The 18,965-nt window shown below is 67.0% G+C and carries 17 protein-coding genes and 2 pseudogenes; 16 read left to right on the forward strand and 3 right to left on the reverse strand.

Translation table 11 applies throughout. The features are described from left to right. Position 1 precedes the first annotated feature (1 nt). From priA to hisI, 4 genes are read left to right on the forward strand one after another with little or no spacing between them, the layout of a single operon-like run. Positions 2-736: a bifunctional 1-(5-phosphoribosyl)-5-((5-phosphoribosylamino)methylideneamino)imidazole-4-carboxamide isomerase/phosphoribosylanthranilate isomerase PriA gene (priA, locus tag AWC07_RS04290; protein ID WP_036413293.1), complete on the forward strand. Its 735-nt coding sequence runs from the start codon at positions 2-4 to the stop codon at positions 734-736. 7 nt (positions 737-743) lie between these two features. Beyond that, positions 744-1,556: an inositol monophosphatase family protein gene (locus AWC07_RS04295; RefSeq protein ID WP_036413291.1), complete on the forward strand. Its 813-nt coding sequence runs from the start codon at positions 744-746 to the stop codon at positions 1,554-1,556. Between the two features lies 1 nt (position 1,557). Beyond that, positions 1,558-2,343 carry an imidazole glycerol phosphate synthase subunit HisF gene (gene hisF / locus AWC07_RS04300; protein ID WP_036413289.1) on the forward strand — a complete coding sequence of 262 codons (786 nt, stop codon included), beginning with the start codon at positions 1,558-1,560 and terminating at the stop codon, positions 2,341-2,343. Next, on the forward strand, positions 2,340-2,687 hold the full coding sequence (hisI, locus tag AWC07_RS04305; protein ID WP_036413288.1) for a phosphoribosyl-AMP cyclohydrolase: 348 nt from the start codon (positions 2,340-2,342) through the stop codon (positions 2,685-2,687). Before hisF ends, hisI begins: the two co-directional genes overlap by 4 nt. Here the strand turns inward: hisI and AWC07_RS04310 are convergent. Beyond that, the gene (locus AWC07_RS04310) at positions 2,684-4,195 is read right to left on the reverse strand and encodes a serine/threonine-protein kinase (RefSeq protein WP_036413286.1); all 1,512 of its coding nucleotides are present in this window, start codon (positions 4,193-4,195) and stop codon (positions 2,684-2,686) included. The two genes, hisI and AWC07_RS04310, sit on opposite strands and share 4 nt — an antisense overlap. A gap of 215 nt (positions 4,196-4,410) precedes the next feature. Between AWC07_RS04310 and AWC07_RS04315 the strand changes: the two genes are divergently transcribed. Then, positions 4,411-5,493, forward strand: coding sequence for a calcium:cation antiporter (locus AWC07_RS04315; RefSeq protein WP_036413284.1), 1,083 nt, complete (start codon positions 4,411-4,413; stop codon positions 5,491-5,493). Between the two features lie 7 nt (positions 5,494-5,500). Here the strand turns inward: AWC07_RS04315 and AWC07_RS04320 are convergent, their stop codons facing one another. Next, entirely contained in the window at positions 5,501-5,959 is a 459-nt protein-coding gene (locus tag AWC07_RS04320; protein WP_036413282.1) for a peroxiredoxin, read from the reverse strand. A 340-nt stretch (positions 5,960-6,299) separates the two neighbouring features. Between AWC07_RS04320 and AWC07_RS29680 the strand changes: the two are divergent. The 9 genes and pseudogenes from AWC07_RS29680 to AWC07_RS04370 form a co-directional block, all read left to right on the forward strand. Further along, positions 6,300-6,596 (forward strand): annotated as a pseudogene (locus tag AWC07_RS29680) (PPE domain-containing protein); the annotation flags it as partial. Between the two features lie 1,044 nt (positions 6,597-7,640). Further along, a complete protein-coding gene (locus AWC07_RS04335) occupies positions 7,641-9,209 on the forward strand; it encodes an anthranilate synthase component I (protein ID WP_051507995.1) in 1,569 nt (522 codons plus the stop codon). Further along, complete coding sequence (locus AWC07_RS04340) at positions 9,206-9,865, forward strand: TIGR02234 family membrane protein (RefSeq protein WP_051507994.1); 660 nt, start codon at positions 9,206-9,208, stop codon at positions 9,863-9,865. Before AWC07_RS04335 ends, AWC07_RS04340 begins: the two co-directional genes overlap by 4 nt. A 140-nt stretch (positions 9,866-10,005) precedes the next feature. Continuing rightward, positions 10,006-10,824: an indole-3-glycerol phosphate synthase TrpC gene (gene trpC, locus AWC07_RS04345; protein WP_036413277.1), complete on the forward strand. Its 819-nt coding sequence runs from the start codon at positions 10,006-10,008 to the stop codon at positions 10,822-10,824. 35 nt (positions 10,825-10,859) lie between these two features. Then, the gene (gene trpB / locus AWC07_RS04350) at positions 10,860-12,146 is read left to right on the forward strand and encodes a tryptophan synthase subunit beta (protein ID WP_036413275.1); all 1,287 of its coding nucleotides are present in this window, start codon (positions 10,860-10,862) and stop codon (positions 12,144-12,146) included. After that, positions 12,146-12,958 (forward strand): tryptophan synthase subunit alpha, encoded by an 813-nt coding sequence (gene trpA / locus AWC07_RS04355; RefSeq protein ID WP_139829525.1) that lies wholly within the window; start codon positions 12,146-12,148, stop codon positions 12,956-12,958. Before trpB ends, trpA begins: the two co-directional genes overlap by 1 nt. Continuing rightward, on the forward strand, positions 12,955-14,706 hold the full coding sequence (locus AWC07_RS04360; protein ID WP_085104969.1) for a prolipoprotein diacylglyceryl transferase: 1,752 nt from the start codon (positions 12,955-12,957) through the stop codon (positions 14,704-14,706). The genes trpA and AWC07_RS04360 overlap by 4 nt, the downstream gene beginning before the upstream one ends. A gap of 54 nt (positions 14,707-14,760) precedes the next feature. Next, positions 14,761-15,176, forward strand: a pseudogene (locus AWC07_RS04365) (TM2 domain-containing protein). After that, complete coding sequence (locus tag AWC07_RS04370) at positions 15,166-15,618, forward strand: DUF2752 domain-containing protein (RefSeq protein WP_084293557.1); 453 nt, start codon at positions 15,166-15,168, stop codon at positions 15,616-15,618. Before AWC07_RS04365 ends, AWC07_RS04370 begins: the two are co-directional and overlap by 11 nt. 25 nt (positions 15,619-15,643) lie before the next feature. Here the strand turns inward: AWC07_RS04370 and AWC07_RS04375 are convergent, their stop codons facing one another. Beyond that, positions 15,644-16,393 carry a cutinase family protein gene (locus AWC07_RS04375; RefSeq protein ID WP_036414362.1) on the reverse strand — a complete coding sequence of 250 codons (750 nt, stop codon included), beginning with the start codon at positions 16,391-16,393 and terminating at the stop codon, positions 15,644-15,646. Between the two features lie 214 nt (positions 16,394-16,607). Between AWC07_RS04375 and pyk the strand changes: the two genes are divergently transcribed. Together pyk and AWC07_RS04385 are read left to right on the forward strand one after the other, a co-directional pair. Continuing rightward, positions 16,608-18,026, forward strand: a complete 1,419-nt coding sequence (pyk, locus tag AWC07_RS04380; protein WP_036414365.1) for a pyruvate kinase — start codon at positions 16,608-16,610, stop codon at positions 18,024-18,026. Next, positions 18,027-18,893, forward strand: coding sequence for an acyl-CoA thioesterase II (locus AWC07_RS04385; RefSeq protein WP_036414368.1), 867 nt, complete (start codon positions 18,027-18,029; stop codon positions 18,891-18,893). The last annotated feature ends 72 nt before the right edge of the window (positions 18,894-18,965 follow it).

Genomic DNA, 18,965 nt, shown 5'->3' on the forward strand with positions numbered 1-18,965 from the left:
AATGCCGCTGATTTTGTTGCCCGCCGTCGACGTGGTCGACGGTCGTGCCGTGCGCCTGGTGCAAGGCAAGGCCGGCAGTGAAACCGAGTACGGCTCGGCCCTGGACGCCGCGCTGGGCTGGCAGCGTGATGGCGCCGAATGGATTCACCTGGTCGACCTCGACGCCGCGTTCGGGCGCGGCTCCAACCGGGAGCTGCTCGCCGACGTGGTCGGCCAGCTCGACGTCCGGGTCGAGTTGTCCGGCGGTGTCCGCGACGACGCTTCGTTGGCCGCTGCGCTGGCGACCGGATGCGCCCGCGTCAACCTGGGCACGGCCGCGCTGGAAAACCCGCAATGGTGCGCCCGGGTGATCGCCGAGCATGGCGACAAGGTCGCCGTCGGGTTGGACGTCCACATCGTCGACGGGCGGCACCGGTTGCGCGGACGCGGCTGGGAGACAGACGGCGGAGACCTGTGGGAAGTACTGGAACGCCTTGATAGGCAAGGGTGTTCGCGGTTCGTCGTCACCGATGTCAGCAAGGACGGCACCCTGCGCGGTCCGAACCTCGAGCTACTGCAGCAGGTCGCAGACCGCACCGAGGCGCCGGTGATCGCCTCGGGCGGGGTATCCAGCCTGGACGATTTGCGGGCCATCGCCACGCTTACCGGCGACGGTGTCGAGGGCGCCATCGTCGGTAAGGCCCTCTACGCCGGGCGATTCACTTTGCCGCAGGCGTTGGCCGCGGTACGGGAATAGGCCTGCCATGGATCTGGCTGCGCAGCTGAAACCGTTGGTCGAGCAGGCATCGGCAATCCTGGATGCCGCGGTGCCGCGGTTTCTGGACGGTCACCGCGCCGATTCCGCGGTCCGCAAGAAGGGCAACGACTTCGCCACCGAGGTCGACCTGGCGATCGAACGCCAAGTCGTTGACGCGCTGGTGGCGGCCACCGGGATCGGCGTGCACGGCGAGGAGTTCGGTGGCACGCCCGTCGACTCGCCCTGGGTCTGGGTACTGGATCCGGTGGACGGCACGTTCAACTACGCCGCCGGGTCGCCGATGGCCGCGATCTTGTTGGGTCTGCTGCACCACGGTGATCCCGTGGCCGGGTTGACCTGGTTGCCGTTCATCGACGAGCGCTACACCGCTGTCACCGGCGGCCCGCTGATGAAAAACGGTGTCTCGCGGCCGCGGTTGGCGCCTGCCAAGCTGGCCGACAGCCTTATCGGCGTCGGCACGTTCAGCGCGGATTCCCGGGGCCGATTCCCCGGGCGCTATCGGCTGGCGGTGCTGGAGAACCTCAGCCGAGTCTCGTCGCGGTTGCGCATGCACGGGTCGACCGGTATCGACCTGGTCTACGTGGCTGACGGAATCCTCGGTGGTGCAATAAGTTTCGGCGGTCACGTATGGGATCATGCGGCCGGCGTGGCGCAGGTGCGGGCCGCCGGCGGCATCATCACCACCCTGGCCGGCGAACCATGGACGCCGGCAGCGCGTTCGGTGCTGGCCGCGGCGCCCGGCGTGCATGACGAGATCCTCGAAATGCTGCGCGGTACCGGGGAACCGGAGGACTACTGACATGTACGCCGATACCGGCCTTGCGGTGCGGGTGATCCCGTGCCTGGACGTCGACGGCGGGCGCGTGGTCAAAGGAGTCAACTTCGAGAACCTGCGGGATGCGGGCGATCCGGTGGAACTCGCCGCCGCCTATGACGCCGAAGGCGCCGACGAGCTGACGTTTCTCGACGTGACCGCGTCGTCGTCGGGTCGGGCCACCATGTTGGAGGTGGTGCGGCACACCGCCGAGCAGGTATTCATTCCCCTCACTGTCGGCGGCGGGGTGCGCACCGTGGCCGACGTGGATGCGTTGCTACGCGCCGGGGCCGACAAGGTCTCGGTCAACACCGCCGCGATCGCCCGCCCCGATCTGTTGGCTGATATGGCAAGGCAATTCGGCTCCCAGTGCATCGTCTTGTCCGTCGACGCGCGCACCGTGCCCGTCGGCTCACCCCCCACTCCGTCGGGCTGGGAGGTCACCACCCACGGCGGCCGCCGCGGCACCGGCATCGATGCCGTGGAGTGGGCGGCCCGCGGTGCCGACCTGGGCGTAGGGGAGATCCTGCTGAACTCGATGGACGCCGACGGCACTAAAGCCGGATTCGACCTTGCGATGCTGCGCGCGGTTCGGGCCGCGGTCACCGTGCCGGTCATCGCCAGCGGCGGCGCCGGCACCGTGGAGCACTTCGCGCCCGCGGTCGCCGCGGGAGCCGATGCGGTATTGGCCGCCAGCGTCTTTCATTTCCGGGAACTGACGATTGGGCAGGTGAAGGCCGCCATGGCCGCAGCAGGGATCACCGTGCGATGAGCCTCGACCCCGCGATCGCCGCGCGCCTCAAGCGCAACGCCGACGGATTGTTCACCGCGGTCGTGCAGGAGCGCGGCACCGGCGACGTGCTGATGGTCGCCTGGATGGACGACGACGCGTTGGCGCGCACCCTGGAAACCCGTGAGGCCACCTACTATTCGCGGTCCCGCGGCGAACAATGGGTCAAGGGCGCAACCTCGGGGCACACTCAGCGCGTCCATACCGTGCGCCTGGACTGTGACGGGGACGCCGTGCTGTTGACGGTCGACCAGGTCGGCGGAGCCTGCCACACCGGCGATCGCACCTGCTTTGACGCGGTCGTGCTGCTGGAACCCGAGAGCTAGCGGGCGGCCACGTCCAGGCCGTTGGCGGCCTCCAGCGCCGCTCGCATCCACTCGCGCCGGAACACCGCCGGCTGGATACGTTCGCGGCGGATGACCTCGACGTCGATGACTCGCCCGGTAGTGACGGCCGCCGGCACCCGGAAGGAGAAGGCCGGCCCGTCGGTGGCAACCGCGAGCATGGCGTCGGTGTCGGCGAAGCCGTTGGCGCGCATGGTGTTTTCGGCCCACCTGGCCGGTTTGAGGCCGCCGAAGTCCTTGACGTAGACGACCCAGAGCCGGATGCCGCGCACGTTGTAGAGCTTCACCAGCGCCCGGTCGACGACGGCGTACTCGGCCGGAGTCAACACGTTCGATTCATCGGTGAGGTAGTTGGACAACCGCAGCGCCGGTGTCGGCGAAGGCGTAGCCCTGCCGCCTGGTGTCGCCGACGCGGACTGGGTGCCGCTGCCCGGCTGGGCGGAGGGGCCGCGGAGCAATCGGACCCCGAGGACCACCGCGACCACTACCAGCACCAGGGCGACCAGGGCCGCAATCAATGTGGCCGGCTTGACCCGGTTACGGCCCGCCTCGGGCGATGCCGCCGGGGACGTGCTGACCTGCGTCGGTAAGTCCGTCGCCGCCGCGGGACTCGTCACGGTTGCCGGGCCGGCGCCGGGCCGGCCGGCGAGTGCGGCAGCGAAATCCGTGCACGTCGGGTAACGCTCGGCGGGGTCCTTGGCCAGCGCTTTGGCAATGACGCCATCGAGGTGGGCCAGTTCGGGACGCCGGGTACTGATCGACGGCGGTGGCGACGACAGGTGCTGGCTGATGACCACCGCCGGATTCGAGTGCTGGAACGGAGCCGAGCCTGCCAGCAGGTGAAACGCGGTGCACCCGAGTGCGTACTGGTCGGCCCGTCCGTCCAGATCTGCACCCCGCAGTTGCTCGGGGGCGCAATATGCGATGGTTCCCATCAGCACGTTCGTCGCGGTCAGCCCGCTGAATTCGCCCAGCCGGCGGGCGATCCCGAAGTCGGCCAGCAGAATCCGCCGTTGGGGCGTGGCTTCGCCCAGCAGAACGTTGGCGGGTTTGACGTCACGATGCAGCAGACCACGCGAATGGGCGTAATCGAGCGCGTCGGCAACGGCCGAGATGATCTTGACGACGTCCCCGTGCGGCATCCCGGAGGGGTACCGGCTGCGCAGCAATTGGGCTGCGTCGGTGCCCTCGACGTAGTCCATCGAGATCCACAGTTGTCCCTGAAATTCGCCGCGATCGTGAATGCCGACGATGTGTTCGTTGTACAAGCTCGCGGCCAGATCGGCCTCGCGGTTGAAGCGCTGACGAAACTCGAGGTCGCCGGTCAGTTCGCGGGGCAGAATCTTGAGGGCATCGCGCCGCGGCAACCGCGGATGCTGCGCCAGGTAAACCTCGCCCATCCCACCCGTGCCGAGCCGGCGCACGATGGTGTATCCGGCGAACAACTCGCCTTCACTGAGGCCGTCACTCTGGCCGTCGCTGGTCGGCATGTGAGCATGTTACTGACGCGGCGCCATGGCCCACCGCGCGCTTGCGGACGACCGCGGTGCTAACACCGCTGCGTCGGGCCCGCAATTCGGCGCTCGGCGACCTCTTTCGGTCCGCCGCGAATACCGTCCCGAAATGACAGGTACCCACTTCGGGTCCCGCCAACCGGCTTAGGGGATGATCGGCCGGCTGATGGCATCGGCAACAATGGCGGTCGATGGTCAAACGGATGCCCTGGAGCGTGGTGGCGCCGGTGCTTGCGTTCATCGCGCTGGCATTGACGTGGGGCCAGAAAATCGGGCCCGTGATGGGCCTGCTCGTGGCGGTGCTGCTTGCCGGTGCGGTCCTGGCCGCGGTCCATCACGCCGAGGTGGTCGCGCACCGGGTCGGCGAGCCGTTCGGGTCACTGGTGTTGGCCATCGCGGTGACCGTGATCGAGGTGGCTCTCATCGTCACGCTGATGGCTGGCGGGGGACACGAGACGGCCACGCTTGCCCGCGACACCGTGTTCGCCGCGGTCATGATCACGACCAACGGGATCGCCGGGTTGGCGCTGCTGCTTGGTTCCCGCCGCTACGGTGTGACCCTGTTCAACGACCAGGGCAGCGGCTCCGCCCTGGCGATGGTCACCACGTTGGCAACGTTGAGCCTGGTACTGCCGACGTTTACCACCAGCAAACCGGGGCCGCAGTTTTCCCCCAGCCAGCTCGCGTTCGCCGCGGTCGCCTCGTTGGGCTTGTATCTACTTTTCGTGTTCACTCAAACGGTCCGGCATCGAGATTTCTTTTTGCCGGTGGCCCAAAAAGGCGCCGTCGATGACGATCGCCATGCGGACCCTCCGAGTACCCGCGTGGCGCTGCGCAGCCTCGGGCTGCTGCTGGTCGCGCTGGTAACGGTGGTGGGCCTGGCCAAGGTGGAATCGCCGATTATCGAGCGCGGCGTCGCGGCGGTTGGGTTTCCGCCGTCGTTCGTCGGCGTGGTGATCGCCATGTTGGTGCTGCTCCCAGAGACGCTGGCGGCAGCGCGCGCGGCCAGGCAGGGTCGCCTGCAGATCAGCTTGAATCTGGCGTACGGCTCCGCGATGGCCAGCATCGGGCTGACAATCCCGACGATCGCCCTGGCCTCGCTCTGGCTGAGCGGCCCGCTGTTACTTGGTCTCGGTCCGACCCAGTTGGTGCTGCTGATACTGACCGTCGCGGTCAGCATGCTGACGGTGGTGCCGGGCCGGGCCACCCGGCTGGAAGGCGAGGTGCATTTGGTGTTGCTGGCCGCGTATCTCTTTCTTTCGATCGTCCCGTGACGCGGCGTCAAGACCGCGCGCGCAGCGTCTGCAGTGCCTTGTCGGCGTGCGTGTCCATGCTGAATTCGCTGGAGATCACCTCGAGCACCCGGCGGTCGGTGTCGATGACGAAGGTGGTCCGCTTGACCGGAAGCAACTTGCCCAGCAGGCCTCGCTTGACGCCGAATTGGGTGGCGACGGTGCCGTCGGTGTCGGACAGCAGCGGGTAGTCGAAGTGCTGCATGTCGGCGAACTTGGCCTGCTTGTGGACGGGATCGGCGCTGATGCCGACCTGGGTGGCGCCAACGGCGGCGAATTCTGCCGCCAAGTCGCGGAAGTGGCAGGCTTCCTTGGTGCAGCCCGGCGTCATGGCCGCCGGGTAGAAGAACAGCACCACCGGTCCGTCGGATAGCAGCGTACTGAGCTTGCGAGGCGAGCCGGTCTGGTCGGGAAGCTCGAAGTCGGCCACGGTGTCACCAGTTTTCATGGCCGTCAGGCTACGCCGACCGGCCGACTCTGCCCGGCGAGGATCTCGACCGGCAGGTGGTCGAAGAGATTTGTCGGCAGGGCCGGCGGTAGCCGGGTGGTCGCGGGGTTCGAGGTGGCGGCGCTGGATCGGCTCGCGGTTTGCGGGCCGACGGGGCGGGAAGCGCGGTCGGAAAACGTTTCCGAAAAGACCTGCACCAGTTTGCTGACTACCGGGATTTGATGCCGTGATTGTCATGAAGTTCTGGTACCGAACTGCTCGCGTCAACTGGGAGCGCCACGGCCGTCACCGTGGATTTGGGGGGTCAGCCCGGCAGGCCACCTAAGAAGGGACGGCTGTGATGAATTTCTCGGTATTGCCGCCGGAGGTCAATTCGGCGCGGATGTTTGTCGGTGCAGGCCCGGGTCCGATGCTGTCGGCGGCGGCGGCCTGGGATGGGCTGGCCGCCGAGTTGCAGGCCGCGGCAACCTCGTTTTCGTCGGTGACCTCGGAGCTGGCGGGCGCCGCCTGGCAGGGGCTGGCGTCGGCGGCGATGGCAGCCGCGGCCGCACCCTACATGGGGTGGTTGACCGCGGCGGCGGCGCAGGCGGGAGTGGCCGCGATGGCCGGCTATCACGGCTGCGCCTCGGCGGTGGCCGCGCGGCTGACCCCGTTCCAGCGGATGCCGCAAAGCCTGCCCGGCCAGGTCAGTGCGTCCGCCCCGGCGGCCGCCCCGGCGGGTCCGGACATCGCCTTGTCGATGTTCGGGACGACGCTATTCCAGTCGGGCACGGCGCACGCCACCTCCGGTTTCGGGGGTGTCGCGTTTGCCTTCGGCGCCAATAGCAACGCCACCGCCAACACCACCACGCTCACCCCGGGCTTCGGATCCTTCGCCACGGCCGTCGGCAACAACAACACTGCCGTGGCCAACGGCACCCTTTGCACGGCAACCGTGTTGGGCAACAACAGCAATGCCACCGGGGGCTTCGGCGGGATCGGCAGCACCGCCTTCGTCACCGGCGACCACTCGGGAGCTTCTGCCGGGTTCAGCAATCGCGACTTCGGCAACGTCGCCGCCGTCTCCGGTAACTACAGCTCGGCCCTGGCTGGGACCGGTAACGGCAACGGGGCCGTGGCTTTCGGCGACCACAGCTCGGTGAGGGCGGGCGGGAACCCGGCCGTCGCCGGCAGCCCCGCCAGCAACCTTAACCTCGCCTTCGCCCAGGGCAATGGCAACATCGCCAACGCCGGGACCCTCAACCCCAACTCCAGCAACGGTAATGTCGCCGGTATCTTGTTGGCCAACAACGGCTTTGCCAGTTCTGGTGATGGCAACGCCAACATCGCCACCGTCGTCGCCGGCACCGGCAATTCCGCCTCCGCCAGCGTTGGCAACGCCAACCTCGCCGGCGTCTATGCCGGCACCGGCGGTTCTGCCCACGCCGGCTCCGGCAACTTCAACGTGGCCGGGGTATCCGGCTTGCTACCTTTCGCCAACAACCTCACATCGACGGCTACTGGCGGCTTTGCCACCAGCTTCAGGTTCTTGCCGCCGGCACTGGATCCCTTCGGGCCGTAGGGGTCGGTGCGGCCGAACAGGGTCTCGCTCCGGTCTTATCCGAAGCTCCAAGCCGTGTCTCCGGCTTTCCGGTCACCGGGTTAGACCGGTGCCGATCCGCGAATCTGGTTGGATGGGTCGGTGCACGCCAACCTTGCAACCACGACCACGCGGGCGGATTTCCGCGTGCTGGCCGCAGAGCACCGGGTGGTACCGGTGACCCGCAAGGTGTTGGCCGACAGCGAAACTCCACTGTCGGCGTACCGCAAACTCGCCGCAAACCGACCCGGGACGTTCTTGCTGGAGTCCGCGGAGAACGGCCGGTCGTGGTCGCGGTGGTCCTTCATCGGGGCCGGAGCGCCAACGGCATTGACGGTACGCGACGGCGAAGCGGTGTGGCTGGGCACCGTCCCGAAGGATGCCCCAACCGGAGGCGACCCGCTGGCCGCGCTGCAGGCGACCCTTGACCTTTTGGCCACCGCGGCCCCGAGCCAGTCCGATCCCGGGTTTCCGCCACTATCGGGCGGCATGGTCGGCTTCTTCGCCTACGACATGGTGCGGCGCCTCGAGCGGTTGCCCGAACTGTCAGTCGACGATCTGCAGCTGCCGGACATGCTGCTGATGCTGGCCACCGACGTGGCCGCAGTCGACCACCACGAGGGCACCATCACGCTGATCGCCAACGCGGTGAACTGGAACGGCACCGATGAGCGGGTCGACTGGGCCTACGACGACGCGGTCGCGCGCCTGGACGTGATGACCGCGGCACTGGGTCAACCACTACCGTCGACGGTCGCCACCTTCAGCAGACCCGAGCCGCGCTACCGCGCGCAGCGCACCGCCGAAGAGTACGGCGCGATCGTCGAGTACCTGGTCGAGCAAATCGCTGCCGGCGAGGCCTTCCAGGTAGTGCCTTCGCAGCGCTTCGAGATGGACACCGACGTCGATCCGATCGATGTCTACCGAATCCTGCGGGTGACCAACCCGAGTCCCTACATGTACCTGCTTCAGATACCGAATAGCGCTGGTGCAGTTGATTTTTCGATTGTCGGATCCAGTCCCGAGGCGCTGGTCACCGTCCATGAGGGCCGAGCGACGACCCACCCCATCGCCGGGACGAGATGGCGCGGAAACACCGACGAAGAGGATCAGCTGCTGGAGAAGGAGTTGCTGGCCGACGAGAAAGAACTGGCCGAGCACCTGATGCTGGTCGACTTGGGCCGCAACGACCTGGGCCGGGTCTGTACGCCGGGCACCGTTCGGGTCGAGGATTACAGCCACATCGAACGCTATAGCCACGTCATGCACCTGGTGTCGACGGTGACCGGCCTGCTCGACCAGGACCACACCGCCCTGGACGCGGTGACCGCCTGCTTCCCGGCGGGCACGCTGTCGGGCGCACCCAAGGTCCGGGCCATGGAGTTGATCGAAGAGGTGGAGAAGACCCGCCGCGGTCTGTACGGCGGCGTGGTGGGCTACCTCGACTTCGCCGGCAACGCTGACTTCGCGATCGCCATCCGCACCGCGCTGATGCGTGACGGCACCGCCTACGTCCAGGCCGGTGGCGGCGTGGTGGCCGACTCCAACGGGCCTTACGAATACAACGAGGCGCGCAACAAGGCGCGGGCGGTGCTCAATGCGATTGCCGCCGCCGAGACGCTGGCCAGCCCGGACGTCGTGAAACGGCCCGATCGAGGCGTGCCGCCGTGACCGACTCCCGGTCCGCCCCGCCACGTCGACTGACAACTCGGCCGACGATCGCAATCGCGCAATTGCTGCTGGTGATTGCCGCCGGGGCGCTGTGGGCGGCATCGCGGCTGCCGTGGGTCACTATCCGCTCGTTCGACGGGCTGGGGCCGCCCCGGCAGGTGACGTTGACCGGCGCGACGTGGTCGACTGCGTTGCTGCCGGTAGCGATGTTGCTGTTGGCTGCCGCGGTGGCGGCACTCGCAGTGCGCGGTTGGCCGCTGCGGGTGCTGGCCGCTCTGCTGGCGGCGGCGAGTTTTGCGGTCGGCTATCTCGGTATCAGTCTGTGGGTGATTCCCGACGTCGCGGCGCGCGGAGCCGAACTCGCCCATGTCCCGCTGATGGCCCTGGTAGGCAGCGGACGTTCCTACTGGGGTGCGGCGGTGGCGGTGGGCGCTGCGGTGTGCACCCTGATGGCCGCCGCGGTGCTGCTGCGCTCGGCGTCGGTTGCCGGGCCGGCTCATCCGGGCACTACGAAATACACCGGACCTGCGGCGCGCCAGGCTACGGCGCGCCGCGACGACGACGGACCCATGTCGGAACGAATGATTTGGGATGCCCTAGACCACGGTGTCGACCCGACCGACCGACCGGACGGGTCGGACACCGAGGGTCGGTGACGAAGGGCGCGCCGAGGGTCGCTACCCTTCATGAACGTCGTCGCAATCGGCTGTGAGGCGTGGGTCACGGTGGTGACGGTTGGAGACCGTTGGGAACCGTTGGGAACCGTTGGGAACCGTTGGGAAAGGAAACAGCAGGCATGAGTCCGGCAACCGTGCTTGACTCCATCCTCGAGGGAGTCCGGGCCGACGTAGCCGCGCGCGAAGCACGTATCAGCCTGCCGGAGATCAAGGCTGCCGCGGCCGCGGCGCCGCCGCCGCTTGACGTGATGGCCGCGCTACGCGCGCCCGGCATCGGGGTGATCGCCGAGGTCAAGCGCGCCAGCCCATCGGCGGGCTCGCTGGCGACCATCGCCGATCCGGCGAAGCTGGCTCGGGCCTACGAAGGTGGCGGCGCCCGCATCATCAGCGTGTTGACCGAGGAGCGGCGGTTCCACGGTTCCCTCGATGATCTCGACGCGGTACGTGCGGCTGTTTCGATTCCGGTGTTACGCAAAGACTTTGTGGTGCAGCCGTATCAGATTCACGAGGCGCGTGCGCACGGCGCCGACATGCTGTTGCTCATCGTCGCCGCACTCGACCAGTCGGCGTTGGTGTCGATGCTGGACCGCACCGAATCACTCGGTATGACCGCGCTCGTCGAAGTGCACACCGAGCAGGAAGCCGACCGGGCGTTGAAGGCCGGCGCCAAGGTCATCGGCGTCAACGCCCGCGATCTCACGACCCTGGAGGTCGACCGGGACTGCTTCGCGCGAATCGCTCCCGGGCTACCCAGCAACGTGATCAGGATCGCCGAGTCCGGGGTCCGCGGCACCGGTGATCTATTGGCGTACGCCGGCGCGGGCGCTGATGCGGTGCTGGTCGGTGAAGGTCTGGTGAAAAGCGGTGACCCTCGTGCGGCGGTTGCCGATCTGGTCACCGCGGGCACCCACCCGTCCTGCCCGAAGCCGGCTCGTTAGTCGTTGATGACCCGCGTGCACCTCGAGCGTCGGTGATGGCAGATCTATCTCGCCCGGACCTTCCGCGCACGAGTGCTGCCATCGCCGAACGGACCAGCCACGATCCGGATTCCGGCGGTCATTTCGGCGGCCCCGGTGGTTATGGTGGCCGCTACGTTCCCGAGGCGCTGATGGCGGTGATCGAGGAGGTCACCGTCGCCTACGAGAAGGAACGCGTCAACCAGGACTTCCTGGACATCCTGGACACGTTGCAAGCCAACTACGCCGGCCGTCCGTCGCCACTGTACGAAGCGACCCGACTCAGCGAACATGCCGGGTCGGCACGACTGTTCTTGAAGCGAGAAGACCTGAACCACACGGGTTCTCACAAGATCAACAACGTCCTCGGCCAGGCGTTGCTGGCCCGCCGGATGGGTAAGACCCGGGTGATCGCCGAGACGGGGGCCGGCCAGCACGGGGTGGCCACCGCCACCGCATGCGCACTGCTGGGCCTGGAGTGCGTCGTCTACATGGGTGCCGTCGATACCGCGCGCCAGGCACTCAACGTGGCACGGATGCGACTGCTCGGGGCGCAGGTCGTCTCCGTGCAGACCGGCTCCCAAACGCTCAAGGACGCTATCAACGAGGCGTTCCGGGATTGGGTCAGCAACGCCGACAGCACGTACTACTGCTTCGGCACGGCCGCCGGGCCGCATCCCTTCCCCACCATGGTGCGCGACTTTCAGCGAATCATCGGCATGGAGGCCCGCGTCCAGATCCAGGACCAGGCAGGCAGGTTGCCGGACGCGGTCGTGGCATGCGTGGGCGGCGGATCCAATGCGATCGGTATCTTTCACGCGTTCCTCGACGATCCGGGGGTGCGATTGGTCGGATACGAGGCGGCCGGTGACGGCGTCGAGACCGGTCGGCACGCGGCAACATTCACCGGAGGTTCGCCCGGTGCCTTCCAGGGCTCGTACTCCTATCTGTTGCAGGACGAAGACGGCCAGACCATCGAATCGCATTCGATCTCAGCAGGTCTGGACTATCCCGGAGTCGGCCCCGAACATGCATGGCTCAAGGAGACCGGACGCGTCAGCTACCAACCGATCACCGACTCCGAGGCGATGGAGGCATTCGGCCTGCTGTGCCGGATGGAAGGGATCATCCCCGCCATCGAATCCGCGCACGCGGTGGCCGGTGCGCTCCAGCTGGGTGTTGAATTAGGAAGGGGCGCAGTCATTGTGGTGAATCTGTCAGGACGCGGCGACAAGGACGTCGAGACAGCCGCCAGATGGTTCGGCCTGCTGACACCCGGCGCGGACGCGGACAGGTTTGTTTGATGATGACTGTCGAACAACGTGAAACTAGCCGGCTGGGGCCACTTTTCGAGTCGTGCCGGGCAGCTGGTCGCGCGGCGCTGATCGGCTATCTGCCCACCGGGTATCCCGACGTGCGCACGTCGGTGGAAGCAATGACTGCGCTGGTCGAATCTGGTTGTGACATAGTCGAAGTCGGTGTTCCGTATTCGGACCCGGGTATGGACGGACCCACCATCCAGCGGGCTACCGAGGCGGCTTTGCGTGGGGGAGTGCGGGTCCGGGACACGTTGGCGGCGGTCGAGGCGATTGGCCGGGCCGGTGGCAATGCCGTGGTGATGACGTACTGGAACCCGGTGCTGCGCTACGGAGTCGACGCATTCGCCCGGGACCTGGCGGCGGCCGGCGGGCAGGGCCTCATCACTCCCGACCTGATTCCCGACGAGGCGCAACCCTGGTTCGCCGCGTCCGACGAGCATCGGCTGGACCGCATCTTTCTGGTGGCGCCGTCATCGACGCCCGAACGATTGGCAATCACGGTCAAGGCGTCGCGTGGGTTCGTCTATGCGGCGTCGACGATGGGGGTGACCGGGGCGCGCGATGTGGTTTCAAAGGCCGCGCCCGAGCTGGTGGGGAGGGTGAAGGCAGTGTCGGACATACCGGTCGGGGTCGGGTTGGGGGTGCGGTCACGAGAGCAAGCCGCGCAGATCGCGCGTTACGCCGACGGTGTCATTGTCGGCTCGGCGTTGGTGTCGGCACTGGGCGCGGGCTTGCCGAGGTTGCGCGCGCTGACGGACGAACTTGCCGCCGGGGTCCGCGAAAGGCCGGCCTCATGACCACGACTTGGCTCGCGTACATCCCCAGCCCGTCGCGCGGCGTCTGGCACCTCGGGCCGCTGCCTATCCGCGCCTACGCGCTGTTCATCATCACCGGCATCATCGTGGCCTTACTGGTCGGCGACCGACGCTTTGTGGCCCGCGGCGGCGAGCGCGGCGTGATCTACGACATCGCGCTGTGGATGGTGCCTTTCGGCTTGATCGGCGGCAGGCTCTACCACCTGGCCACCGATTGGCGGACATATTTCGGCCACGGTGGCGCCGGGTTTGCCGCGGCACTGCGAATCTGGGATGGTGGCCTGGGCATCTGGGGGGCGATCGCCCTCGGCGCCGTCGGGGCGTGGATCGCCTGTCGGCGCCGCGGAATTCCGCTGCCGGCTTTCCTGGACGCGGTGGCCCCCGCGGTCGTTTTGGCGCAGGCGATCGGCCGGCTCGGAAATTACTTCAATCAAGAGCTCTACGGTCGCGAGACCACAGTGCCGTGGGGACTGGAGATCTTCTACCGGCGCGATCCCGCCGGATTCGTCGACGTTCATTCCCTTGACGGTGTCTCGACCGGGCAGCTCGCGGTCGTCGTGCACCCCACGTTCCTCTACGAATTGCTGTGGAACGTACTGGTATTCGGGGTGCTGATCTATCTGGATCGGCGATTCACGATCGGCCATGGGCGACTGTTCGGGCTTTACGTCGCGCTTTATTGCGTCGGGCGATTCGGTGTCGAGCTGATGCGTGACGATACCGCCACACACATCGCCGGAATCCGGATCAATGTGTTCACATCGACTTTTGTGTTCATCGGCGCCGTGGTGTATGTGATCTTGGCGCCAAAGGGCCGTGAAGATCCGGCCGCGGTACGCGGCACCGCTGTTGACCAGACAGCGGCCGAGCCTGAACCAGCGGGCGAGTCTGAGGCAGAGTTCGCGGCGGTGGCTTCGGGCTCGTCGGCTGTCACCGCGGCGGCTGCGATTGCCGGTGCGGAAGACGACGAAACGACTGAGTCGGCGGAAACGCAGCGAGCTGGCGAACTCGCCGAGCCGCAAACCGTGAAAGCCCCGGCCGCGGTGGCTGAGGACGGCGCAACTGAGGCTCAAGAAGCGGAGACTGCGGAGCCGGAAGCCGGTGAGGAAGCGGCAGAGGTGGCCCCCGAGACCGAGGAGCATGATGTCGAGCCGGCTGAGGCCGAAGAAGCCGAGGAGGCGGAGGTCGAGCCGGAGCGTGTGCCCGAGGAGCATGATGTCGACGAAGCCCGAGCCGAAGAATCGGAGGCCGGTGCCGACGAGGCTGAGGCCGAGTCGGTAACTGATGAGGCGGGGGCTGCACAGGCTGAAGGCGAATCAGAGATCGGGGAGCCAGAACTCGCTGCGCCAGCCGTGACCGAAACCGGCGCGGAAGAGTCCGAAGTCGAAGAGCCCGAAGCAGAATCCGCTGCTGAAGAAGCCGAGCCGGCGGAGGCTGAAGCCGAAGAGGCCGAGTCGCAAGCCGCAGAGACCGACGCCGAAGAGGCCGAGTCGCAAGAGCCGGCGGTCCAGGCGCAGGTTTCGGAGACTGACGCGGAGGACACCACCGCGGCGAAAGCGGCGGAAGAGGATGCCTCCCGCGGTTCCGGCGGTGATGAGGACCAGGATGACCACCAGGTTGGCGACCAGGCGCCGCCCATTCCCAGCTCGTCGCCGTCGGACAGCACCGGCACATCATGGCAGGGCTGGCGGGCTCGGTTGCGGAACCGCCGACAGCGGTCAGGCCGGTAGCTGCCGGGCAACCTGCGGCACCAGCGGCTCGGGCACAGACCCACTGAATCTGGCATGCTGAAGCGGTGACCGACCAGTCGTGGGCTGCCCAGCCCGGTTCACCGGAGCGGCAACCGGGATATCCACCGCCTTTTCCGCCGCCGTACTATCCGGAATACTCCCGGCCCGGCGGCTACTACGGCCCCGCAGCGGATCCGTCGGCTCCCTTCGGTCGGCATCCTGTTACCGGGCAACCACTTTCGGACAAATCGAAGACGGTCGCGGGGCTGTTACAGTTGTTGGGGCTGTTCGGCATCGCCGGTATCGGCCGAATCTACCTAGGGCACACCGGGATGGGCATCGCACAGCTGCTCGTCGGTTGGCTGACCTGCGGGGTCGGCGCCGTTATCTGGGGCGTCATCGACGCGGTGCTGATCCTGACTGACAAAGTCAGCGACCCGTGGGGTCGCCCATTACGCGATGGAACCTGATCGGCTCGCCACCGCATCGGGGGCGCGCGACAAGCACGCTCGCGGGTTTCGTCATCTCTACGGTGCCGCGGGCTCGGCCGTACTGTTGGCCGGCGCCCTGGGCTATGTCGGCGTGGTCGATCCGCACCGCAGCCACTCGCTGTACCCGCAATGTCCGTTCAAGTGGCTCACCGGCTGGAATTGCCCCGCGTGTGGTGGACTGCGGATGACGCACGATCTGCTGCACGGTGATGTCGTGGCCGCCATCAATGACAATGTTTTCTTGGTTTTCTTGTTGGCCGCCATCCCTATGATTGCCGGTTGGATGCTGCTGCGCCGCCGCAACGGCCGGTCGTGGCTGCCCCCACCCGCGATCATCGCCCTCGCGGTGGCGACGGTGGTGTGGACGGTGCTGCGAAACCTGCCCGGCTTCCCGTTGGTGCCCACCGTTGTGGGCGTATGACCTCAGCCGGCGCCGGCGGGGTAGCTCAGTTGCCGAAGCCCGATAGCGGGGCCGGCCCGCCGGCAGCCGCGCTGAGCCGACTGGCGGCAAAGGCCACCCCCTGCTCCACCACCAGTCCGTCGCCTGCGTACGCGTCATGGGCGGCGAAGTTCAGCCCGTCAGAGCAAACGGGATCCTCCGGCTCGCACACCTTGATGGTCTTGGCCTGATACGCCGGACCGATCGCGACCGCGGGCTGGCCGAGAAAGTCCATCGCCCGGTGATTGGGCAGCCCGAACAAGACGACCGCGGCAACGTGGTCAGCAATATCGGGCGCCAACGGCTTCGGTACTGAGGAAGCATCGACTCCATCGGGCACCGCGGCCGACGTGACAAAGCCCATCACGGCCGCTCCCTGCGAGTAGCCGCCGAGGACCATTTTGGTCTGCGGACAGCTGCCCGCCATGGAAACGACATGAGTGCCGGCATCTCGAACGCCGTCGAGCCCGGTATCCCATTGATCGCTTGCCGGGTAGTTGACCGGATAGACCCCGAACGATTTGCCGCCGACCCGTGAGCGCAAGGAGTCGGCGAATGCCTGCCCCGTGGGGCCGACACCGGGAGCCTCACCCGTGCCGCGGGCGAACACCACCTCGACATCGGGGCAGGGCTGTGCGGACGCCGCCGGGATGACGACACCGGAAAGGACGGAAGCGCTGAAGCTCCACGCGGTGAGCATTGCGGGGCCAAGGATGCGGAGGACGGGAGACGCAATCACCGTGCGGTTGGTGTCCATACGAGAAGTTTCTCAAATTGGGAAATTTTCGGCACCTTTTCCGCGCGGAAGTTGCGCGCGCACGGCTATCGACGGGTCGGCGTAACCGTGACCGACCGGCATCCGGCCGGCGCGCGCGCACCGGTATTGCGACGCCCAGGTTCGGCTGTGGTCCGATGCGCGGGTATCGGTGAGGCGCACCGAAGGCACACGACCGCGACTATGCTTTGTCGTCGTGACAAGACGCGGGAAGATCGTCTGCACTCTCGGGCCGGCCACCCAATCGGACGACATGGTCAGAGCGCTGGTCGAAGCCGGAATGGACGTCGCCCGAATGAACTTCAGCCACGGAGATTATGCGGATCACGAGGCGGCCTACAAACGAGTGCGGGCAGCCTCGGATGCCACCGGGCGCGCCGTTGGCCTGCTCGCCGACCTGCAGGGCCCGAAGATCAGGTTGGGGCGCTTCGCCAGCGGGCCGACCTATTGGGCTGATGGTGAAACGGTCCGGATCACCGTCCGGGACTGCGATGGCTGCCACGACCGGGTGTCCACCACTTACAAGAGGTTGGCTCAGGACGCGACAGCCGGTGACCGCGTGCTGGTCGACGACGGCAAAGTCGGACTGATAGTCGATCACGTCGACGGCGACGACGTGGTCTGTACTGTCGTCGAGGGCGGCCCGGTGAGTAACAACAAGGGAATCTCGCTGCCCGGCATGGGTGTTTCCGCGCCCGCGTTGTCGGAAAAGGACATAGAGGATCTCACGTTCGCGCTGAACCTCGGCATCGACATGGTGGCTCTGTCCTTCGTGCGCTCGCCGTCCGATGTCGAGCTCGTCCACGAGGTGATGGATCGGATCGGACGGCGAGTGCCGGTGATCGCCAAGCTGGAAAAGCCCGAGGCGATCGACAACCTCGAGGCCATCGTGCTGGCCTTCGACGCCGTGATGGTGGCCCGCGGTGATCTCGGGGTCGAGCTGCCGCTGGAAGAGGTCCCGCTGGTGCAGAAGCGCGCCATCCAGATGGCGCGGGAGAACGCCAAGCCGGTGATCGTGGCGACCCAGATGCTGGACTCGATGATCGAGAATTCGCGGCCGACCCGCGCCGAGGCCTCCGACGTCGCCAACGCCGTGCTCGACGGCGCCGACGCGCTGATGCTGTCCGGTGAAACGTCGGTCGGCAAGTATCCGCTGTTGGCGGTGCGGACCATGTCGCGGATCATCTGTGCGGTCGAAGAGATTTCGACGGCGGCTCCGCCGTTGACGCATGTGCCGCGCACCAAGCGGGGCGTGATCTCCTATGCGGCCCGCGACATCGGCGAGCGACTGGACGCCAAGGCCCTGGTCGCCTTCACCCAATCCGGCGACACCGTGCGGCGATTGGCCCGCCTGCACACCCCGCTGCCGCTGCTGGCCTTCACCGATCTGCCCGAGGTACGCAGCCAGCTGGCCATGACCTGGGGCACCGAAACGTTCATCGTCCCGCACATGAATACCACCGACGGCATGATCCGCCAGGTCGACAAGTCGCTGCTGGAACTCGGCCGCTACAAGCGGGGCGACCTGGTGGTGATCGTCGCGGGTGCGCCGCCGGGCACGGTCGGTTCCACCAACCTGATCCATGTGCACCGGATCGGTGAGGACGACGTTTAGTTGTCCGATTTTGACGAACTGCTGGCGGTGCTGGATCTCCACCGGGTCGCCGACGACCGGTTCATCGGATCTCATCCCAGCAAGAACCCGCTGCGCACCTTCGGCGGGTTGCTGGTGGCGCAGTCGTTCGTCGCCAGCACCCGCACGCTGACCCGCGACGGCCTACCACCCAGCGCGCTCTCGGTGCATTTCATCAACGGTGGCGACACCACCAAGGACATCGAATTCCATGTGGTGCGCTTGCGCGACGAGCGTCGGTTCGCCAACCGGCGCGTCGACGCGGTACAGGACGGCACGTTGCTGTCGTCGGCGATGATCTCCTACATGTCCGGCGGTCCCGGGCTCGAGCACGCCGTGGATCCGCCGGAGGTTGACGAGCCGCACATGCGGCCACCGATCGGCGAGCTGTTGCGCGGCTACGAGGACACCGTCCCGCACTTCGTCAACGCGTTGCAACCGATCGAGTGGCGCTATACCAATGACCCGTCCTGGGTGATGCGGGAGAAGGGCGATCGGCTTCCTTACAACCGGGTCTGGCTCAAGGCTCTGGGCGCGATGCCTGACGACCCGGTGCTGCACACCGCGACGATGCTGTATTCCTCCGACACCACCGTGCTGGACTCGGTGATCACCACCCATGGGCTGTCGTGGGGCTTCGACCGGATTTTCGCGGCGTCGGCCAACCACTCGGTGTGGTTTCATCGGCAGGTCGACTTCGACGACTGGGTCCTGTATTCGACATCGTCGCCGGTGGCCGCGGATTCGCGCGGGCTGGGTACCGGGCATTTCTTCGACCGCGGCGGGCGACTCATCGCGACCGTGGTGCAGGAGGGCGTCCTGAAATACTTTCCCGCGGCTCGCCGATAGACAGGTGGGGTAACCGCAGGACAACCGCCCGGTTTCGGCTCAACCCGGCCACGCGCAGGCGTACCGTTCCAG

The organism is Mycobacterium gastri, from assembly GCF_002102175.1.
GTDB lineage: Bacteria > Actinomycetota > Actinomycetes > Mycobacteriales > Mycobacteriaceae > Mycobacterium > Mycobacterium gastri.